This is a genomic window from Guptibacillus hwajinpoensis, from assembly GCF_020171785.1.
Classification (GTDB): Bacteria; Bacillota; Bacilli; order Bacillales; family Guptibacillaceae; genus Guptibacillus; species Guptibacillus sedimenti.
Map to the genome: position 1 here is coordinate 643,774 of NZ_JAIVAE010000002.1, position 18,656 is coordinate 662,429.

Consider the following 18,656-nt stretch of genomic DNA (forward strand, 5'->3'; position numbering starts at 1 on the left):
GTAGGGATGCCTGTGGCGAAATATATTGTTAATCGTCTCTTCGCCATGGTGATTACATTATGGATCATCGTAACCATTACGTTCTTCTTAATGCACGCGGTTCCAGGGTCACCATTTAACCAGGAAAGAAACACCAGTGAAGCAGTGCAGCAAAATCTTGAAGCGCATTACCATTTAGATGAACCGGTCTTTATTCAATATGCGATTTATATTAAATCTCTTGCAACACTTGACTTTGGACCATCAATTAAACAATCATCTACCTCCGTTAATGAAATGATTGGGAGAGGGTTTCCTGTCTCAGCAGAGCTCGGAATAACTTCTCTTCTTATTGCGATTATTTCAGGCATAATACTTGGTATCATGGCCGCACTTCGTCACAATGGGGCAATTGATTATATGGCCATGACATTTGCAGTAATAGGGATTTCTGTACCGAATTTTATTATGGCGACACTACTTATTCAACAATTAGCCGTCACATGGGAGATTTTCCCGGTAGCGACGTGGGCGTCACCAATGCATATGATTCTACCATCAATCGCGCTTGCTACAGGCCCAATGGCGATCATTGCGCGATTAACGAGGTCAAGTATGATCGAAGTACTAAACCAAGATTACATCATGACGGCTCGTGCGAAAGGAATGACTACTTTTCAAATTGTGACAAAGCATGCGCTTAGGAATGCGTTACTACCGGTTATCACGATTCTTGGTACGCTTGTTGCTGGTGTTTTGACGGGTAGTTTTGTTATTGAAAAAATCTTTGCCATCCCTGGAATGGGGAAATACTTTATTAACGGCATTAATGATCGTGATTATCCTGTCATTATGGGAACAACTGTCTTTTATAGTGCTTTCCTCATAATGATGCTCTTTATTGTAGACATTGCTTACGGGATATTAGATCCGAGAATTAAGCTACATAAGAGGGGGGAGTAGCATGATACCAGAGCGAAAAGAAATAAAACAGGAGTTATCTGATGATCTGTTTCTTCCGTTACAAAATCCCTCTTCTAATGCTGAAATGATCGCGAAACCTAGTATTTCCTATTGGAAAGATGCCTGGATGAGGCTTTCTGGGAACAAGCTATCTATGGCTGGACTTGTGATGCTAGTTTTACTCGTATTGATGGCGATCTTTGGGCCGTTATTAACGCCATATTCCTATGATCACCAGGTGCTAACAGAAGGCAATTTACCACCTTCTTCTGAACATTGGTTCGGTACAGATAATCTTGGACGAGATATGTTTACGCGAACATGGAATGGAGCGAGGATTTCATTATTCGTTGGATTTATGGCAGCCATTATCGATTTCATCATCGGAGTCGCTTATGGTGGGTTTTCTGGTTATAAAGGTGGAAGAACAGATAATTTTATGATGAGAATCATTGAAATTTTATATGGTCTTCCGTACTTACTAATGGTGATCTTACTGATGGTGGTTATGGGTCCAGGACTGTTTACAATTATTATTGCGTTAACCGTAACAGGATGGGTTGGTATGGCGAGAATTGTTCGCGGCCAGGTTCTTCAATTAAAGAATGCAGAACACGTACTGGCATCCAGAACGTTTGGAGCGCGTGCTGGTCGAGTTATTCGAAAGAACCTACTTCCGAATACAATGGGGCCGATTATCGTTCAAATGACGCTGACTGTACCCACGGCAATCTTTGCAGAAGCTTTTTTAAGCTTTCTAGGGCTAGGTGTACAGGCACCTGTTGCGAGTTGGGGTGTTATGGCGAATGATGGATTGTCTGTTATTTTATCTGGTCACTGGTGGAGATTATTTTTCCCTGCATTCTTTATTTCGTTAACGATGTTTGCTTTTAACGTTCTTGGCGATGGTTTGCAGGACGCGCTTGATCCAAAATTACGTAAGTAAAACCTCATTTTTATGAGATTTCACTGATAATGACATTTTAAGGGGGAAATTTATTTGAAGAAAATCATAACAATGCTACTTTCCTTGTTGCTTCTTATTGGAATCGTTGGTTGTACAACAACGGAAAATAGCTCATCAAATTCAAACTCAGGAAGTGACGATGCAAAGCAAGAAGAGGGTACAAAGGTACTTAAGCTGAATAATGGAAGTGAACCAACTTCATTTGATCCACCAATTGGTTTTGATAGCGTATCATGGAACGCGTTGAACAACTTAATGGAAGGTTTAACGCGTCTTGATGAGAAGGATCAGCCACAGCCGGCTGCGGCAAAAGAGTGGGAGCTATCTGAAGATGGCAAAACGTATACGTTCCAATTACGTGAAGATGCGAAGTGGTCGAATGGAGAAGTCGTTACTGCTGATGATTTTGAATATGCCTGGAAGCGACTAGCGAATCCTGATACGGCATCTCCAGCCGCGTTTCTTGCTTACTTCATCGAAGGGGCGGAAGCATATAATACAGGAGAAGGATCAGAAGACGATATGATGGTAAAAGCTGTGGACGAAACGACGCTTGAGGTAACACTTGAAAGTCCCGTTGCTTTCTTTCCTAATTTGATTTCAAACCCGGCTTTCTTCCCTGTTCATAAGGCGACAGTTGAAGAAAACCCTGAATGGCATACGGAAGCTGATACGTATGTAAGTAATGGACCTTTCAAACTATCAAAATGGGAACATGATTCTGAGTTTGAATTTAGTAAGAATGAAAATTATTGGGATGCTGCGAATGTAAAGCTTGACCAAGTAAATTGGGCAATGGTTGATGATACGAATACAGAGTATCAAATGTATAAAACAGGAGAGCTTCATACTTCTGATGTCCCAGCTGACTTAAGCGAAGAACTTTTCAGCGATGGGAAAGCTCAAGTGGAAGATCAGTCAGGAACTTATTTCTATCGCTTCAACCTTGAAATGGAGCCTTTCCAGAATGAAAATATTCGAAAAGCGTTTGCAATGGCCGTTGATCAGCAGAAAATTGTAGAGTTCGTTACGAAGAATGAAGAGAAACCAGCTTACGGTTTTGTTGCATATGGATTTGAAGATGCGGCAGGCGGTGATTTTAGAGAAGTTGGTGGTGACCTCGTGACCACAGACGCTGATCAAGCAAAAGAGCTACTTGAAAAAGGGATGGAAGAAGAGGGGTATGATCAACTTCCTACAGTAACCCTGACTTATAACACAAGTGATGATCATAAGAAAATTGCTGAAACGCTACAACAAATGTACAAAGAAGTTCTTGGGGTAGATGTTGAACTAGCGAATCAGGAGTGGAATGTTTTCTCTGATGAACAAAAGCAACTAAACTTGCAATTCTCAAGAAGCTCATTCCTTGCCGATTATGGCGACCCGATTAACTTTCTTGAAAGTTTCCAAACGGATCATTCTATGAACCGTACTGGATGGAGCAACGAGGAATATGATTCTTTAATCGAAAAGGCGAAACAAGAAACGGACGAAGCGAAACGTTTCGAATACATGCATGATGCAGAAGCACTCTTATTCAAAGAAATGCCGATTTTCCCGATTCATTTCTACAATCAAGTTTACCTTCAGAGTGAAGATGTGACGGGAATTGTTCGTCACCCTGTAGGATACATGGAACTGAAATGGGCGGATATTAAGTAAAAGCACGGAGCCCGGTTTGAGTAAACCGGGCTCTTTTTTATAAGAAGACTTTTAAGGAAATATGTAAAAGGGCTATAGTTCTATGTTTATCATTGATAGAATAAACGTGATGAATGTCGTAAGCCTAGTTGAAATTTACCGGATCACGTCCTCATGAAAAGGAGAATTTAAATGAAGATCACGAACATTGAAACGTTTTGTGTATCAGTTCCATTGAAGAAACCATTTAAAACGGCGCTTCGAACGGTAACAGAGGCTGAAGCTGTGATGGTGAAAATCGAAGCAGAAGAATTAGTAGGTTTTGGTGAAGCTCCGCCAACGGTAGTGATTACGGGGGAGAGTCTGGCTAGTATTAATTCAGCAATACAACATGTGATTAAACCGAAACTAATTGGAATGAACCTCACAGAATATGAATCTATCTTCCACCAACTTCACAATGCGATGATCGGAAACACAAGTGCGAAAGCTGCGGTCGATATGGCCATTTATGACCTTATATCGAAAAAAAGTTCTCTTCCTTTATATCAGTTTTTAGGCGGTTATCGGAACACGATGCAAACGGACTACACCGTAAGCGTGAATGATCCTAATGAAATGGCTAATGATGCAGTCCAGTACATAGAAGATGGCTTTACCATTTTAAAAGTAAAAGTTGGAAAAGATACGATCCAAAATGATCTAAATCGCATTAGAGAAATTAGAAAACGCATTCAAAACGATGCCTGTATCCGATTAGATGCAAATCAAGGTTGGACGGCTAAAGAAGCCATTTATGCCATTCGTCAAATGGAAGAGGAAGGGCTAAACATTGAGCTAGTTGAACAGCCGGTACATAGAAAAGACTTAGAGGGATTGAAGAAAGTAACGGATGCTGTACTGACACCAATTATGGCAGACGAGAGCGTATTTTCACCTCAAGACGCTCTTCAAGTCATTCAAATGCGTGCAAGTGATCTTATTAATATTAAACTGATGAAATCTGGAGGCATTCACCAGGCACTTAAAATTAACGCACTTGCTGAGACGGCTGGAATGGAGTGTATGGTTGGCAGTATGATTGAATCCCGTGTAGGCATAACTGCTGCTGCTCATTTTGCTGCAAGTCAACGAAACATTACTCGATTTGATTTTGATGCGCCCCTTATGTTTCAAGATGATCTCGTTCAAGGTGGCGTTCACTATAGGAGGAATGTGATGACTTTTACGGAGACTCCAGGATTAGGAATTCACACAATTGAAAAGGATGGGATGACAATTGGAATTGACTAGAAAAACAATCGCTGTAACAGTAGCAACCTTATGGACATCGCCAGAAAAAGCACGATCGATTGACAAGAATGCTCTTACAAATCCTGTACAATTAATTGACTGGTTGGAGCCGTTAACATATACAGAAAGACTTGAGTTATGTGATCAAAATCATATCCAATCACAAGTATTATACGGGGAAGAAGTCATTGTACTTGATCAACGAGGGAATTGGTCATACGTTCTAGTACCTTCTCAACCTTCTTCAAAAGATGAAAGAGGCTATCCAGGATGGATTCCGACAGTTCAGCTATCGAGTCGAATACCTGATCCTAATTCCTTATGTGTTTCAACAAACAAACATGGTGCTAAACTACGAGACGTGACTAAAAACAGCGAGATGCTATTAAGTTATCAAACGATTCTACCTGTACTCGATGAGCAAAAGTTGGAATATGTCGTTTGGACCCCTCATGGGGAGGGACGATTAGATAAGGAAGATGTTACACTTTGGAGAAAGAACGAGCAAGTGGGGACAGGGGATGAGCTTGTTCACGAAGCTGAAAAGTTTATTGGTCTTCTTTATTTATGGGGAGGCATGTCTTCTTATGGGTACGATTGTTCAGGGTTTAGCTATAATATGGCGAGGTCTATTGGCTGTACAATTCCGCGTGATGCACATGACCAATTGAAAAGTGGGGAAGCCGTCGAAGAAGGACAGTGGAAAAAAGGAGATTTGCTCTTTTTTGCTTATGAACAAGGGAAAGGATCGGTTCACCATGTTGGCATTTATTATGGAGACGGGAAAATGATTCATTCTCCTAGTACAGGTCGATTTATTGAAGTTACACCACTTAAAGGAACAATTTACGAGGAAGAATTGTGTGGGGTCGTACGTTATTGGGGGAAAAATTGATGCAGTTTGGACAGGTGAAAGAAAAAATCCTAGAGTGTTTTCACGGGCTTGAAGGGAATCAATCGATTTATGTATCGACCCCTGATGGCGAAATCGCGTTACATGCTGATCAGCCAGTATCCTCAGCAAGTATTATTAAAATTGCCATCTTGCTTGAAGCATTAAAACAAGTCGACGATGAACAGTTGAAAATCGATCAGGTTGTCCAAATCGATAACGTAAATTATGTTTGGGGAGCCGGAGTGATAAACCATCTTTCACGTGATTATCAATGGAAGTTAGCTGACCTCCTTAAGTTGATGATCATATCCTCTGATAACACTGCAACGAATCAGCTAATTGATTTAGTTGGCGAACACAACATTAATCATACAATGAAAGCAGCAGGAGCCTTTCATTCAAAGCTTATGAGAAAGATGATGGACCGAGATGCTCTTAAATCAGGATTGGACAACATGCTCAGTGGGAAAGACACCTATTTACTATTGCGTGAATTTGTTACCCAGCATTTACTATCGCAATCTTCCATGAAATGGGGAGTAGAGGTTCTATTACAGCAGCAGTTTAAAGATAAGTTTCCAAGCAAAATTTCTACTATAAAAGAAATTTTGCTTGCTCACAAAACCGGAGAACTGAATGGAGTCGAACATGATGCTGGCATACTGTTTACTTCTAATGGTCCTGTGGTTTATGCCTTTTTAACAGCAGGCTTATTGGAGAATCGTTATGGGCGAGAAGCTATCGCGAATGCAGGCAGGTTGTTGTATGACTTTTACGAGTAATTGATCGATATCGAAAACGCTGTCCAAAAGTGGAGAGCGTCTTTTTTATATGATTAAGGTCCTATTGTTACAGAAGTGCCAATTGGAATCGTATTGGCGAGTTGTTCCACATCTTGGTTATACATGCGAATACAGCCTCTCGAGACGTATTTTCCAATTGAGGATGGATCATTTGTACCATGAATGCCGTAATGGATCTTTGAAATACTCATCCACATTGTTCCAAATGGGCCTCCAGGATTTGGCGCTTTATTAATAATAATAAACTTTCCGGTAGGCGTATCGTGAAGCATACGGCCAACGCCGACAGGGTATACCTTTACAGTAGACCCATTTTTTAGAAGCGTAAGTGTACGATTAGTTAACGAAACATAAATCGTAAAGGGTAGTGTGTTTGGATCCGGGTATCCTGGAATTTCAATGAGCTGGCCAGGATATATGAGGTTTGGGTTGGCTAGTGAATTTGCCATAATGAGTTGCGAAACAGGAATACGGTAATCACCACTAATCGAAGACAACGTTTCACCTGATTTTACAATGTGCTGCAAAATGAAACCTCCTTAAACAATGTTATATGAAGGGAATGAGAACAATGAATGTCATTATCGTTTCAGATACGCATATGCCACGGATGGGAAAGCGACTTCCTGAAGTTTTACGAAAGGAACTTTTGGGAGCAGATCTCATCATCCATCTAGGGGACTGGAGTACAAAACAAGTGTATGAAGAATTAAAGTCGTATGCACCTGTAACAGGAGTTTATGGTAATGCTGACGAAGCTTTTTTTATTAAACAATTTAACGATAAACTTGTCCTTGACTTGGAATCTCATCGCATAGGCATTACGCATGGGCATGGTAAAGGAAAAACAACAGAGCAAAGAGTGATAGCTCAATTCGAACATGAAGACGTAGAAATAATTCTCTTTGGGCATTCACACATCCCTCTTCATAAAGAGTATGAAGGGAGAATCCTCTTTAATCCTGGATCCCCAACTGATAAGCGAAAACAGTCCCATTACTCCTTTGGTAAATTGAGCGTAGTACGAAATCAGCCTCTTTACATCGAACATGTTTTCTTTCTGAAAAAATAGGGCATTACGTTAAAAACAAGCTTTTGTGCATAAAATGTTGAACTATTTCCGGCTAATATGTATAATGTTTGTATAACATATGTGCGAAGTTTCATATGCGGATGGAAGGGGAACTAATCATGTCAATAAAAAAACGAGTTATCGTAATCGGGGCTGGACCAGGGGGGCTTACAGCCGCCATGCTTCTAGCAAGTAAAGGACATTCGGTTACAGTCTATGAGAAACAGTCCTATGTCGGTGGTCGAACCTCGGGGTTTGAGCGAGGCGGCTATCGTTTTGATAGAGGGCCAACCTTCCTTAACATGCCGCATATTCTTGAAGAAATGTTTGAAGAATCTGGACGGAATGTACACGACTATCTTGATTTAATCGAGATTGATCCCATGTACGAATTGAAGTTCGATGATGTGTCTTTTTATCCTACTCGAGATCAGGATGAGATGGTACGTAGAATTGAACAAACTTTTCCTGGCGATGGAGAAGGATATAGACGCTTTATGAAAGAAGAGAAAGAGAAATTTGAAGCGCTGATGCCTATACTCCAAAATAAACATGATTCTCTCCTTGACTATGGAAGATGGCGGTTTGTAAAAGCATTACCAAAGTTAACAGTTACGGATAGTGTTTATAAACGCTTGTCTCATTATTTTCAGGATGAACGGCTGCGATTATCATTTACATTTCAGGCGAAATACCTTGGGATGTCCCCATGGGAATGTCCCGGTGCATTTACGATTCTATCTTATATGGAGCATGCTTACGGAATCTTTCATCCGATCGGAGGGCTAAATCAAATTCCAGAAGCCATGGCTAAAGTAATCAAAGAAGAAGGCGGAGACGTATATACGAATAAAGGTGTTAAACAACTTCTGTTGGATGGGAAAACAGTGAAAGGTGTGGAACTCGAAGATGGGTCTGTGGAGTATGCAGATGAAGTTGTCATTAATGCAGACTTTGCCCATGCTGTCAATCACCTCATTCCTTCAGGATCTGTGAAAAAGTATACACCTGAAAAAATGGAGCAGAAAAAGTACTCCTGTTCTGCATTTATGCTTTATCTAGGTGTTAATAAGAAATATGACTTACCTCATCATTCAATCATTTTCTCTTCTGACTATAAAAAGAACGTAGAAGAGCTTACAAAGCAAAAGATCCTTTCAGAAGACCCGTCTATTTATGTTCAGAATGCTTCTGTCACAGATGACACCCTAGCACCAGAAGGAAAATCTTCTATCTATATCCTCGCTCCAGTTCCAAATAACTTTAGTTTAGTAGATTGGGAAGAGCGAAAAGGCGATTTTAGAAGGTTAGTTCTTGATCAACTTGAACAAAGAACGGGATTCAAAGATATTGAGCAACACATTGAAGTAGAAGAAATGTACACACCTACGGACTGGGAAATGGATTTAAACGTTTATAAAGGCGCGACGTTTAACCTTGCTCATAATCTTCCACAAATGATGTATTTCAGGCCTCCCAATCAATTTAAAGAGCTAAATAACTGCTGGTTGGTTGGCGGAGGAACTCATCCTGGAAGTGGGCTTCCTACTATAATGGAGTCAGCACGGATTACGAGCAAAATGCTTCATGAGCAGGCGTCATTGGAGAGTGTGAAATGACGATCGGTATTGTAGGTGGAGGGATTGGCGGAATGCTTTCTGCGCTCCTCCTTTCACAAAAGGGATACAAAGTTGACATACATGAAAAAGCATCATCATTAGGTGGAAGACTTGCATTTATTGAAAAAGATGGTTTCAAGATTGATAAAGGACCGACAATTGTGCTTCTTCCAGAAATGATTTATGAGTTTTTGGATAAAGCAGGTATTCCGAGGGAAGAAGTCCAGATGGTAAGGTGTGACCCGCTGTATCGTATGATTTACCCTAACGGAGAAACGTTTACAAAAACGAGCGATATTGACAAGCAGTTAAAAGAAATTAATCGCATGTTCCCTGGTGAGAAACAGAACTTTCTCTCATACATCGAGGATATGCGTGAACGATTTATTAAAGGGAAAGCCGCATTTCTTGAACGGTCCTTTGTTAATCGGAAAGATTTCTTTACACCTAGTAATATAAAGCTTCTTCTCGAATTAAAAGCTTATCAATCTGTTCAATCACAAGTTTCAGATTATTTCACAGATGAGCGATTGCAGGATGCCTTTTCCTTACAAACTCTTTATATTGGTGGTAATCCATCTGCTTCACCTGCTCTCTATTCACTTGTTCCATTTAGCGAGTATGAACATGGAATTTGGTATATCAAAGGAGGGTATGCGAGTCTTATTACTGTATTAGAAAAACATCTTCATCTACAAAATATTTCAGTTCACCTAGAATCCAATGTAGAGGAACTTCTTATCGATGGTGATGTATGTAAAGGGATTCGTACTTCGAGTGGCGAACATTATTATGATAAAGTAGTTTACAATGGAGATTTCCCTATGATTAAGCATCTTATAAAGGATGTGAAAGCACCTAGAAAGAAATACAAAGCCTCTTCTGGTTGTCTGCTCCTTTACATGGGGCTAGACCGAGTTTATGAGAATGCAGATGTTCATCAATTTTTCATGACGGATAACTTTTCTTCTCATATGAAAGACGTCTTTCAAAGCGGAAAACTGACTGACCAGCCAGCTATTTATACTTTCCATCCTTCTCGAATTGATGAGACGTTAGCCCCTCCTGGTAAAGGTGTATTGTATGTTCTCATTCCCGTCCCTTCAGGGGAATCGATTCAATGGGATGAAAAGGAGCATGTAGCCTCCAGAATGATTGAACTTCTTGAATCACGAGGGTTTCCCGGTTTACGGGAAGCTATCGAATGGATGGAGATTCGAACACCTGCTGATGCAGAAGTGGAAGGGTTGTATAAAGGTGGAAGTTTTGGAATTGCACCGACGCTCACACAATCCGGTGCTTTTAGACCACAGGTAAAACCATTTAAATATGAAAATCTTTATGCAGTTGGCGCGTCAATCCATCCTGGTGGTGGCATTCCGATTGTGATGCAGGGAGCGGATCTTCTTGTAAAAGAAATTGAAAGGGTGTGAACGAAAGATGCTTGAACAAGCCTATGCACACTGTGAAGCCATTATTAAACATCACTCCAAAACCTTTTATAAAGCTTTCTCTTTACTGCCACGAGCTAAGAGGAACGCTGTTTGGGCTGTATACGGCTTTTGCAGACAGGTTGATGACATCATTGATGAAGGCACAGATCCTGAAGCAGAACTAACCGTCTTTCGTTCTGAATTTGCCTCTTTTTTGAATGGACAAATCCCTCAAACCGACCCGATGTGGCTTGCACTCGAAGATGTATTCCGTCATTATCCAATGGAAGCAAAGGCCTTCCATGATATGATTGCAGGCCAGGAAATGGACTTATACAAAACCAGGTATTATACGCTTGATGAACTTGAACATTATTCTTATCATGTAGCTAGCACGGTAGGTCTCATGCTTCTTCCTATACTAGCGCCACAGAGAGTAGATCAACTACGAGAGAGTGCGATTTCACTTGGTCTTGGCATGCAAATTACGAATATTCTAAGAGATATTTCAGAAGATCTTGATCGCGATCGTATTTATTTGCCTATCGATGAGATGACAAAAGCGGGGTATCATGTTGATGATTTAATGAGTAGAACAAAAAATGACGCTTTCGTAAGCGTTTGGGAAAAGTTAGCTTCTCGCGCCGAAATGCATTACGAACATGCTTTTGCAGCAATGCATCACTATCCACTAGATTCACGTCTTCCAGTAAAAAGCTCTGCTGTCTTTTATAAAGCAATCTTACAATCAATTCGCAAGAAAGACCATAACGTCTTCCAACAGCGTGCTTTTGTTTCTGATCAGGAAAAAGAAGCGCTTTTATCAGGAATTGCAGGAAACTAAAAAAGCTCACCTTCAAACGAAGGTGAGCTTTTTTGTACTCCTAAAAGTTGAAATAAAAAAGAGTTGTAACATTTGTGAAAATTTGAAATGATTAGGTGGGAATTGATGATTAATCTGTACTAAGTTAGGCGCTGTACAACTTATAGGAAACTTGGTGAATCCGATGATAAAAATGTTTGATCATAATTTCTCCTACTATCTTATGAAACCGTTTCATACTTCTTCCATCATGACTATCATTCTCTTTCATGGCTGGGGGAGCAATGCATCGAAGTACTTAGAGTATGCCTCCTCTTTGACAAGAAAAGGGTATACAGTCATTATTCCTGAATTAATTTATCATGACACGAGAAATCCTCTTACTAATCCTTTTAATCAAAAAAATATGGAAACCTACTTCTGGAATGTGATATTCCAAAGTATCGATGAATGTCACCATTGGTTAAACTGTTCAAACATAATAAAGCAAAACACGGTGGTCGCTGGGGTTTCAATGGGAGGATTTATTGCAAGCGGCGTTTATGCGACTACTGTTTTAAAGGGATTAGCAAGTATCAGTGGTTCGGGATCCTTTTTTTATTCAGAGCGGTTGTTTCGTCAAGCGTCGAACCGAGATCCTCTTACGAATAAAGAAGCAACTAAGCTAAAAATGTATGACCCTATGAATCACGTTCATGGAGACGGTGAAATTCTACTGTTACACGGTGAACAGGATCAAATCATCTCAATCAAAGCTCAAGAAGATTATTTTGCTTATTTGACAAACAAAGGAAAAAAAGCGCAGTTCAACCGATATAAGGATGTCGAGCATGAATTTACAACATGTATGCAAACAGACGTTTTAAACTGGCTAGAAGTTCAAGCAGCTAGGTGAGCCTTTTATTACGAATGTAAAGTGTACATGAAAGTATAAGGAAAGGGAGATCATATTTGATTCATATTGAAAAAAAGAAGGTTATTTTAAGAGAAGCAACATGGGAAGATATCAATACTTTATACTATTGGAAGTATGAAGAGAAAAATCAGGAAGCAAAAAAATGGAATGGTCCATATATTTTAGAAAAAAAGCTGTCGAGAATAGAGTATCGAAATGAATGGAAAGGCCAATCCGATATTTATCCAGGCGTCCCAGATACCCTTGTCATTGAAGCTGATCATGAAGTGATCGGAACAGTTGGCTCCTATTGGGTAGATAAGTACACGAACTGGCTTGAAACAGGGATTGTCATCTACAACCCTCTCTTTTGGAATGGAGGATACGGTTATGAAGCGTATAAAGAATGGATAAACTTTCTTTTTCGTTCTACTGATCTTCACCGAATTGGGATGTCAACATGGTCTGGAAATATACGAATGATGAGAGTAGCAAGTAAAGTTGGTATGAAAGAAGAAGCCCGAATAAGAGAGGCTAGAATGGTAGAAGGCAACTACTATGATGCGATTAAGATGGGCATTTTACGCAAGGAATGGGAAATGACGCACGATTAAAGAGCTTGAATTGAAAATATGGAGGATATGATGAAGAAATTAACTTATACACGTTTACTAAATGAAACGATTTCTATATACGAAAAGAAAGGTAGTTTGGAAGCTTATCACTTTATGAAAGAAAATGCTGAGAAGGTTGATGGGAACGAAGCACAGCTCTACAACTTTCAATATGCACTTGCTGCAGCATCTGACCTTAAAGAAGAGGCACTAGGAATCATGAAGGAAGCAATCCTCGATCATGGGTACTGGTATGAATATAACTATTTACAAGAAGACGAAGATTTGAATTCCCTACGTTCAATTAAAGAGTTTCAAGAACTGGTTGAACTGTGTAAGAGAAGAGAAGAAGATGCAAAGAAGGAAGCAAAGCCGAAGTTAACAATTCTCAGTGAAGGTCAAAATCAACCTATTCTGATGGCGTTACATGGCGATCAAGAAAATGCCAAGATGACTTCATCCTTCTGGAATCGTCCCGCGACACAAGGTTATACACTTGCCTTCCCACAATCCTCTCAAATTCAATTTTCAGATGCTTATGAATGGGAAGATTTACAAAAGGGTGTGCAGGAAATAGAAGAACATGTTAAAGAACTTTCTTCTTACAACTCATTGTTCATTGGAGGATTTTCCGCTGGATGTCGCGTTGCACTTAAAGCGATGATCGAAGGACGCGTATCAGCAGATGGATTTGTTTTTGTCGCTCCATGGCTTCCTGAAATTGATGAGTGGAAAGAAGCGATGACTTCATTACAAAATACGAATATAAGCGGTTATATCATTTGTGGGGATCAAGACGATGATTGTTTGGAAGGCTCAAAAGCTTTATCAGCTATATTAGAGGAAAAAGGCATCGCTCATGAATTGAAAGTCGTAAAGGGGCTGGATCATGAATACCCGGAAGCGTTTAATGAATCGCTACAGCGCGCTTTGAACTTTATTAACAAACGAAAGTAAAGATATTTTTCACTTCACTTAAAAATGAGATTGATCTTAATGGTGAACTCACCCTATTACTTTATGAAAATAGTTAGCGATTGAGAGGGGAGTCTATAGTGAGAGAACGAATTGGTTCATGTACACAATGTAAAAAATCAATTTATTGTTTGGATGGTTTTTTGGATGGTGTAATAGCTGAGAATCAAAAGCTATTCTGCTTTTTGTGTTATGAGAGATCAGAATTCGGAGCATCTAAAACCTAGATCCTCATGATCGATGGAGGCAGATTCCAATTAGCTGGAGAATGAATGTTATTTTAAGTATTGGGAGCTTGTTAAAGGTAGTAGTGAGGTGGTATTCCATAAGGGGGAAAGAAAAGTGAAATTGTCGGAGGAAACGCAATATGTTAGAAGTATCCGTTTAGAAAGAAGAGAATGTAATGAATTCCCCTTTTCTTTACCAGCCGTCCAATCACTGCAAGAAAGACTTTCTTTGCATCCGAATGTGACATACATTGTTGGTGAGAATGGCATGGGGAAATCGACGTTACTCGAAGGGATTGTAGGGGCGCTAGACATTAATCCAGAAGGTGGAACAAAGAATTTTAATTTTTCCAGTTATGATTCACATTCTAATTTACATGATTTCCTAAAGGTAACCAAAGGCGTACATACACCAAATGATTTGTTTTTTTTTCGTGCAGAGACTTATTACAACCTTGCAACAAATATTGAAGAGCTAGATCGGGAAGGATTTGGTCCGAAAATCATTGATTCGTACGGTGGTCAATCGCTTCACGAACAATCTCATGGGGAATCATTCTTTGCCACATTTATGTATCGGTTTAAAGGTGAAGGATTTTATATTTTAGATGAGCCTGAAGCTGCACTTTCACCGATCAGGCAGCTTTCAATGTTAACCAGAATCCATGAGCTTGTTCAAGAAGGTTCACAACTCATTATTTCAACCCATTCACCTATACTAATGAGCTATCCTTTTGCAAAAATTCTTCAGTTAACTAATAAAGGCATGAGGGATGTTTCTCTAGAAGAAACCGATCATTACATAACAATGAAGCAGTTTTTTGACGACAAGGATCGTCTTTTGCATCATTTACTTAACGGGTAAAGAAGTAGAACCAACAAGCTAAAACGGATCGAAAACAACGAAATGAGAAGCTCAATTGAAGTCTTGTAAATGATGAAAAGGAGCGAGATGGAATGTTTAGTTTACAAGTTAATGATGAAATAGCGTTAAAGTTACTAGAAATTAACGATGCGAAAGAACTCTTTGCGTTAGTAGATGAGTCTAGAGAATATTTACGAAAATGGCTTCCATGGGTTGATAACATGAAGAACGAGAAGGACTATGAACCTGTTATCGAAATGTGGTTAAAACAATTTTCTTCGCATGATGGTTATCAAGCGGGAATTTTGTACAATGGAAAACTAGCAGGCATGGTCGGTTTTCATGGCATCGATTGGTCAAATAAAAAAGCAAGCATGGGCTATTGGTTAGCAGAAAAATTTCAAGGAAATGGCATTATGACTACTGCTGTGAAGGGAATCATTGATCAGGCATTTCACGAGTATGACTTGAACCGCGTGGAAATTCAATGTGGGATTGAAAATAAGAAAAGTAGAGCAATTCCTGAACGTATTGGTTTTATACAAGAAGGAGTTATTCGAGATGCCGAATATTTGTACGACCATTTCCATGACATCATCGTATATAGTCTCTTATCAAGAGAATGGAAGTAACTTAACTGTTGGTGGGGTACTTTAGTAACTAAAAACTTAAAGTGTGAAAAAAGGAACGCCATTCTTAATGGGTTCCTTTTTTAGTATTCGAACCTAAGAACAATAATAAAATCGTCATAAAGAATAAAAAGTTATTGTTTTACGATAAATATTGTTTTACAATAAAACAATAACGAAGCGAGGTGCTAACGATGAATCGAGGATCTACCTATTTTTTAAGATCAGTTGTTCTTCTGCTTGGAACTTCAGTGCTATTATTATGTATATTTGCCTTACCGTGGATCGCTAAAGAAGCATCAGGAAATGCAGCGTTTGCTTCTCTGATCTATCCTGTCTTAATAGGAATGTACGTAGCAGCTATCCCGTTTTTTATAGCATTATTTCAGGCATTGAGACTTTTACACTTAATTGATAAAGACGATGCGTTCTCGGTATTTTCTGTCAATGCTTTAAGGATGATTAAATTCTGTGCGGTGGCAATAAGTGTTGTCTATATCATGGTTATGCCGTTTTTCTATTTTATCGGAGAGAAAGACGATGCGCCGGGAGTGATTTTAATTGGGCTTGTATTTATTTTTGCTTCACTTGTGATTGCTGTATTTACGGCTGTACTTCAGAAATTATTAAAGAGTGCCATTGAGATTAAATCTGAAAATGATTTAACGGTTTGAGGTGAATAACATGGCAATTATTATTAATATTGATGTAATGCTGGCTAAAAGAAAAATGAGCGTAACCGAACTTTCAGGAAAAGTGGGAATCACAATGGCCAACCTATCGATATTGAAAAATGGGAAGGCTAAGGCGGTTCGTCTTTCCACGTTAGAGGCGATTTGTAAAGCATTAGAATGCCAGCCAGGTGACATTTTGGAATATAAGAATGAAGAAGATGCCGATGATTGATAATCTTAAGTTGGATTGTAGACGATGAGAGCAATGAAACAACTCGGTCATTTTGGTGTGGAGCAAGCGCTATCTTGTTTGTTTCCTGTTGTTATCTTCGCTTCTTTAGCCATTACACAAATTATTTCATTACCTTTCCTACCACGTTATGATTGGCTGCTTATTATTTGCCTTCTTATGCAGTGGGGGATGGTACGCTCAGGTCTTGAAACGCTCGATGAACTAAAGGTGATTACATTGTTTCATATCATCGGGCTAGCGCTTGAGCTCTTTAAAGTGCATATGGGTTCCTGGTCATATCCTGACGAGGGCTATACCAAAATAGTAGGAGTTCCTTTGTATAGTGGCTTTATGTACGCAAGTGTCGCAAGTTATCTTTGTCAGGCGTGGAGAAGGTTGCATGTTCAGCTTATCAACTGGCCGTCAAATTGGATCGTTGTCCCATTATCAGCTAGCATTTATTTAAATTTTTTTACTCATCATTATTGGATTGATGTTCGCTGGTGGTTATCTGGTCTCGTGATCATCGTATTCTGGAAATCATGGGTTACATACGAGATTAACCACAGCCAGTACCGGATGCCTATTGCTCTTTCTTTTGTTCTGATCGGTTTTTTTATATGGATTGCAGAAAATATTGCTACCTTCTTTGGGGCCTGGGAGTATCCGAATCAAACAGAGGCCTGGAGTCTCGTTCATTTGGGTAAAGTAAGCTCTTGGCTTTTGCTTGTCATCGTGAGTTTTCTTATCGTAGCCACGTTAAAACGTGTCAAAGGAGAAAGTAGATCCAGTTGGCAAGAAAATTTATTTGTTCATAAGGATAGCGAGAAATTGCATGAGTGATTGCAGAAAGGATAGTAGATTTTATGTTACCAAATGTCGAGTGCTTAGGTTGTAAATTAGCCAATAAAATGGAGCCTGTTCATGTAATTTATGAAGATGCTCTCGTTTGTTGCATTTTAGATATCGAACCTTTTAATGAAGGTCACACGTTAATCTTACCGAAGAAGCATTTCCTAGATGTCGAGGAGTTAGACCCATTAGCAGCAAATGCCATTATGAAAGCTTCAATGAAAATTTCAAAAGCACTCAAGCAGCTATTCGCTCCAGATGGCTTAAGTATTTGCCAAAATGGTGGTCAATTTAACGATTTAAATCATTATCACATGCATTTGATTCCAAGGTTTCATGGTCAACCATTTTATAACGAAGCAGAAATTGACAATGCCAAGGAGAAGCAGAACCTTAACGAAACAAAGACTAATTTAATGAAGCAATTACATGTTGATCGATGAGACTGATAGAGATGTAGGATTGTATAAGAGGAAAAAGCTATCATATGACTCTGTCATGGATGGCTTTTTTCATCAAGTGGGCTACATGCTGGAATAGGGAGGGGATTATGATTAAAGCGAGTGCACGCTTAAGTGTAAAGCTAGCATTGATTTTGCAAATCATATGGTATGTCATGTTTTTTACTAATTTTATTGGAGTTATAGGTGCTCGGAGTTCGATCCTACAAAATATGATATGGCTGGGAATACCGTTGGTTGGAATCATTACTTCTTTCATTTATTTATTGAAATTTAGTTTTAATAGGGTTGTACTTACTACTCTTTCCTTATCACTACCGATTTGTCTATTATGGATATTCATTTCTGGTATAAGTAAAATGTAATTCTTTATCAATTTTTGAGGAGCCGAGAGAAATGAAAATGTCCGCTTGGATTTTATTGGTATTACATACAGTTATCCTATTGCTTTGGGTAATGAACTCTAAATATTTGTTCTCATTTTTTGGTGTTGTGGTTTGGGCTATTTTAGTAGTCATAGGTTTTATTGTACAAAAACAGTTAAATCAGCGGTTCATAAAAGTATCACTGTTGGCTTCAAGTTACCTTCTGGTAGTACTGATTGGAGTTACAGTTGGGATCTACTATGTTACAAGTTCGATGCCTTGATTTTTTTATAATTAAAGGGATTCTCTCAAGAATATCGAAGGTTACTAAATAACAGATGAGGTAGAGGGAAACTAACCTATAACTCGGATCAAA

At 39.2% G+C, this 18,656-nt stretch carries 20 protein-coding genes; 19 read left to right on the forward strand and 1 reads right to left on the reverse strand.

What is annotated here, in order from left to right:
* Window positions 1-12 precede the first annotated feature (12 nt).
* The 6 genes from LCL91_RS03840 to LCL91_RS03865 all read left to right on the forward strand — a co-directional run bounded on the left by LCL91_RS03840 (window position 13) and on the right by LCL91_RS03865 (window position 6,523).
* Window positions 13-942, forward strand: a complete 930-nt coding sequence (locus tag LCL91_RS03840; protein ID WP_098445743.1) for an ABC transporter permease — start codon at window positions 13-15, stop codon at window positions 940-942.
* A 1-nt stretch (window position 943) separates the two neighbouring features.
* Window positions 944-1,888: an ABC transporter permease gene (locus LCL91_RS03845; RefSeq protein ID WP_305077679.1), complete on the forward strand. Its 945-nt coding sequence runs from the start codon at window positions 944-946 to the stop codon at window positions 1,886-1,888.
* 54 nt (window positions 1,889-1,942) lie between these two features.
* Entirely contained in the window at window positions 1,943-3,574 is a 1,632-nt protein-coding gene (locus tag LCL91_RS03850) for a peptide ABC transporter substrate-binding protein (protein ID WP_305077681.1), read from the forward strand.
* A gap of 171 nt (window positions 3,575-3,745) precedes the next feature.
* Entirely contained in the window at window positions 3,746-4,846 is a 1,101-nt protein-coding gene (locus LCL91_RS03855; RefSeq protein WP_224880065.1) for a dipeptide epimerase, read from the forward strand.
* Window positions 4,833-5,741 (forward strand): C40 family peptidase, encoded by a 909-nt coding sequence (locus LCL91_RS03860; RefSeq protein ID WP_224880067.1) that lies wholly within the window; start codon window positions 4,833-4,835, stop codon window positions 5,739-5,741. The genes LCL91_RS03855 and LCL91_RS03860 overlap by 14 nt, the downstream gene beginning before the upstream one ends.
* Complete coding sequence (locus LCL91_RS03865) at window positions 5,741-6,523, forward strand: serine hydrolase (protein WP_224880069.1); 783 nt, start codon at window positions 5,741-5,743, stop codon at window positions 6,521-6,523. Before LCL91_RS03860 ends, LCL91_RS03865 begins: the two co-directional genes overlap by 1 nt.
* Before the next feature lie 53 nt (window positions 6,524-6,576).
* On the opposite strand, the gene LCL91_RS03870 is transcribed toward LCL91_RS03865, so the two are convergent.
* On the reverse strand, window positions 6,577-7,074 hold the full coding sequence (locus LCL91_RS03870) for a L,D-transpeptidase family protein (RefSeq protein ID WP_224880174.1): 498 nt from the start codon (window positions 7,072-7,074) through the stop codon (window positions 6,577-6,579).
* 41 nt (window positions 7,075-7,115) lie between these two features.
* Here LCL91_RS03870 and LCL91_RS03875 point away from each other — a divergent pair, with 41 nt between their 5' ends.
* The 13 genes from LCL91_RS03875 (at window position 7,116) to LCL91_RS03935 (ending at window position 17,897) form a co-directional block, all read left to right on the forward strand.
* Window positions 7,116-7,616, forward strand: coding sequence for a metallophosphoesterase family protein (locus LCL91_RS03875; RefSeq protein ID WP_224880072.1), 501 nt, complete (start codon window positions 7,116-7,118; stop codon window positions 7,614-7,616).
* 119 nt (window positions 7,617-7,735) lie between these two features.
* Window positions 7,736-9,235 carry a phytoene desaturase family protein gene (locus LCL91_RS03880; protein ID WP_224880074.1) on the forward strand — a complete coding sequence of 500 codons (1,500 nt, stop codon included), beginning with the start codon at window positions 7,736-7,738 and terminating at the stop codon, window positions 9,233-9,235.
* Window positions 9,232-10,668, forward strand: coding sequence for a phytoene desaturase family protein (locus LCL91_RS03885; RefSeq protein ID WP_224880076.1), 1,437 nt, complete (start codon window positions 9,232-9,234; stop codon window positions 10,666-10,668). Before LCL91_RS03880 ends, LCL91_RS03885 begins: the two co-directional genes overlap by 4 nt.
* Before the next feature lie 7 nt (window positions 10,669-10,675).
* Window positions 10,676-11,512, forward strand: coding sequence for a phytoene/squalene synthase family protein (locus LCL91_RS03890; RefSeq protein ID WP_224880078.1), 837 nt, complete (start codon window positions 10,676-10,678; stop codon window positions 11,510-11,512).
* Between the two features lie 163 nt (window positions 11,513-11,675).
* A complete protein-coding gene (locus LCL91_RS03895) occupies window positions 11,676-12,386 on the forward strand; it encodes an alpha/beta hydrolase family protein (protein WP_224880080.1) in 711 nt (236 codons plus the stop codon).
* A gap of 56 nt (window positions 12,387-12,442) precedes the next feature.
* A complete protein-coding gene (locus tag LCL91_RS03900; RefSeq protein ID WP_224880083.1) occupies window positions 12,443-13,000 on the forward strand; it encodes a GNAT family N-acetyltransferase in 558 nt (185 codons plus the stop codon).
* A 30-nt stretch (window positions 13,001-13,030) separates the two neighbouring features.
* Window positions 13,031-13,957, forward strand: coding sequence for an alpha/beta hydrolase (locus tag LCL91_RS03905; protein ID WP_224880086.1), 927 nt, complete (start codon window positions 13,031-13,033; stop codon window positions 13,955-13,957).
* A 360-nt stretch (window positions 13,958-14,317) separates the two neighbouring features.
* Window positions 14,318-15,067, forward strand: coding sequence for an AAA family ATPase (locus LCL91_RS03910; RefSeq protein ID WP_224880088.1), 750 nt, complete (start codon window positions 14,318-14,320; stop codon window positions 15,065-15,067).
* 92 nt (window positions 15,068-15,159) lie between these two features.
* Complete coding sequence (locus LCL91_RS03915; protein ID WP_224880090.1) at window positions 15,160-15,699, forward strand: GNAT family N-acetyltransferase; 540 nt, start codon at window positions 15,160-15,162, stop codon at window positions 15,697-15,699.
* A gap of 191 nt (window positions 15,700-15,890) precedes the next feature.
* Window positions 15,891-16,370, forward strand: coding sequence for a DUF2975 domain-containing protein (locus tag LCL91_RS03920; protein ID WP_224880092.1), 480 nt, complete (start codon window positions 15,891-15,893; stop codon window positions 16,368-16,370).
* A gap of 10 nt (window positions 16,371-16,380) precedes the next feature.
* Window positions 16,381-16,602, forward strand: coding sequence for a helix-turn-helix domain-containing protein (locus LCL91_RS03925; protein ID WP_224880094.1), 222 nt, complete (start codon window positions 16,381-16,383; stop codon window positions 16,600-16,602).
* Between the two features lie 24 nt (window positions 16,603-16,626).
* On the forward strand, window positions 16,627-17,445 hold the full coding sequence (locus LCL91_RS03930; RefSeq protein WP_224880096.1) for a DUF817 domain-containing protein: 819 nt from the start codon (window positions 16,627-16,629) through the stop codon (window positions 17,443-17,445).
* 23 nt (window positions 17,446-17,468) lie between these two features.
* Window positions 17,469-17,897: an HIT family protein gene (locus LCL91_RS03935; protein ID WP_224880099.1), complete on the forward strand. Its 429-nt coding sequence runs from the start codon at window positions 17,469-17,471 to the stop codon at window positions 17,895-17,897.
* The last annotated feature ends 759 nt before the right edge of the window (window positions 17,898-18,656 follow it).

Excerpts from the sequence above, each read along its gene's own strand:
- LCL91_RS03845 (WP_305077679.1), top strand. The coding sequence starts at position 944 with ATGATACCAGAGCGAAAAGAAATAAAACAGGAGTTATCTGATGATCTG.
- LCL91_RS03855 (WP_224880065.1), top strand. The coding sequence starts at position 3,746 with ATGAAGATCACGAACATTGAAACGTTTTGTGTATCAGTTCCATTGAAG.
- LCL91_RS03875 (WP_224880072.1), top strand. The coding sequence starts at position 7,116 with ATGAATGTCATTATCGTTTCAGATACGCATATGCCACGGATGGGAAAG.
- LCL91_RS03915 (WP_224880090.1), top strand. The coding sequence starts at position 15,160 with ATGTTTAGTTTACAAGTTAATGATGAAATAGCGTTAAAGTTACTAGAA.
- LCL91_RS03935 (WP_224880099.1), top strand. The coding sequence starts at position 17,469 with ATGTTACCAAATGTCGAGTGCTTAGGTTGTAAATTAGCCAATAAAATG.
- LCL91_RS03905 (WP_224880086.1), top strand. The coding sequence starts at position 13,031 with ATGAAGAAATTAACTTATACACGTTTACTAAATGAAACGATTTCTATA.
- LCL91_RS03885 (WP_224880076.1), top strand. The coding sequence starts at position 9,232 with ATGACGATCGGTATTGTAGGTGGAGGGATTGGCGGAATGCTTTCTGCG.
- LCL91_RS03925 (WP_224880094.1), top strand. The coding sequence starts at position 16,381 with ATGGCAATTATTATTAATATTGATGTAATGCTGGCTAAAAGAAAAATG.
- LCL91_RS03890 (WP_224880078.1), top strand. The coding sequence starts at position 10,676 with ATGCTTGAACAAGCCTATGCACACTGTGAAGCCATTATTAAACATCAC.
- LCL91_RS03920 (WP_224880092.1), top strand. The coding sequence starts at position 15,891 with ATGAATCGAGGATCTACCTATTTTTTAAGATCAGTTGTTCTTCTGCTT.
- LCL91_RS03895 (WP_224880080.1), top strand. The coding sequence starts at position 11,676 with ATGATAAAAATGTTTGATCATAATTTCTCCTACTATCTTATGAAACCG.
- LCL91_RS03930 (WP_224880096.1), top strand. The coding sequence starts at position 16,627 with ATGAGAGCAATGAAACAACTCGGTCATTTTGGTGTGGAGCAAGCGCTA.
- LCL91_RS03880 (WP_224880074.1), top strand. The coding sequence starts at position 7,736 with ATGTCAATAAAAAAACGAGTTATCGTAATCGGGGCTGGACCAGGGGGG.
- LCL91_RS03865 (WP_224880069.1), top strand. The coding sequence starts at position 5,741 with ATGCAGTTTGGACAGGTGAAAGAAAAAATCCTAGAGTGTTTTCACGGG.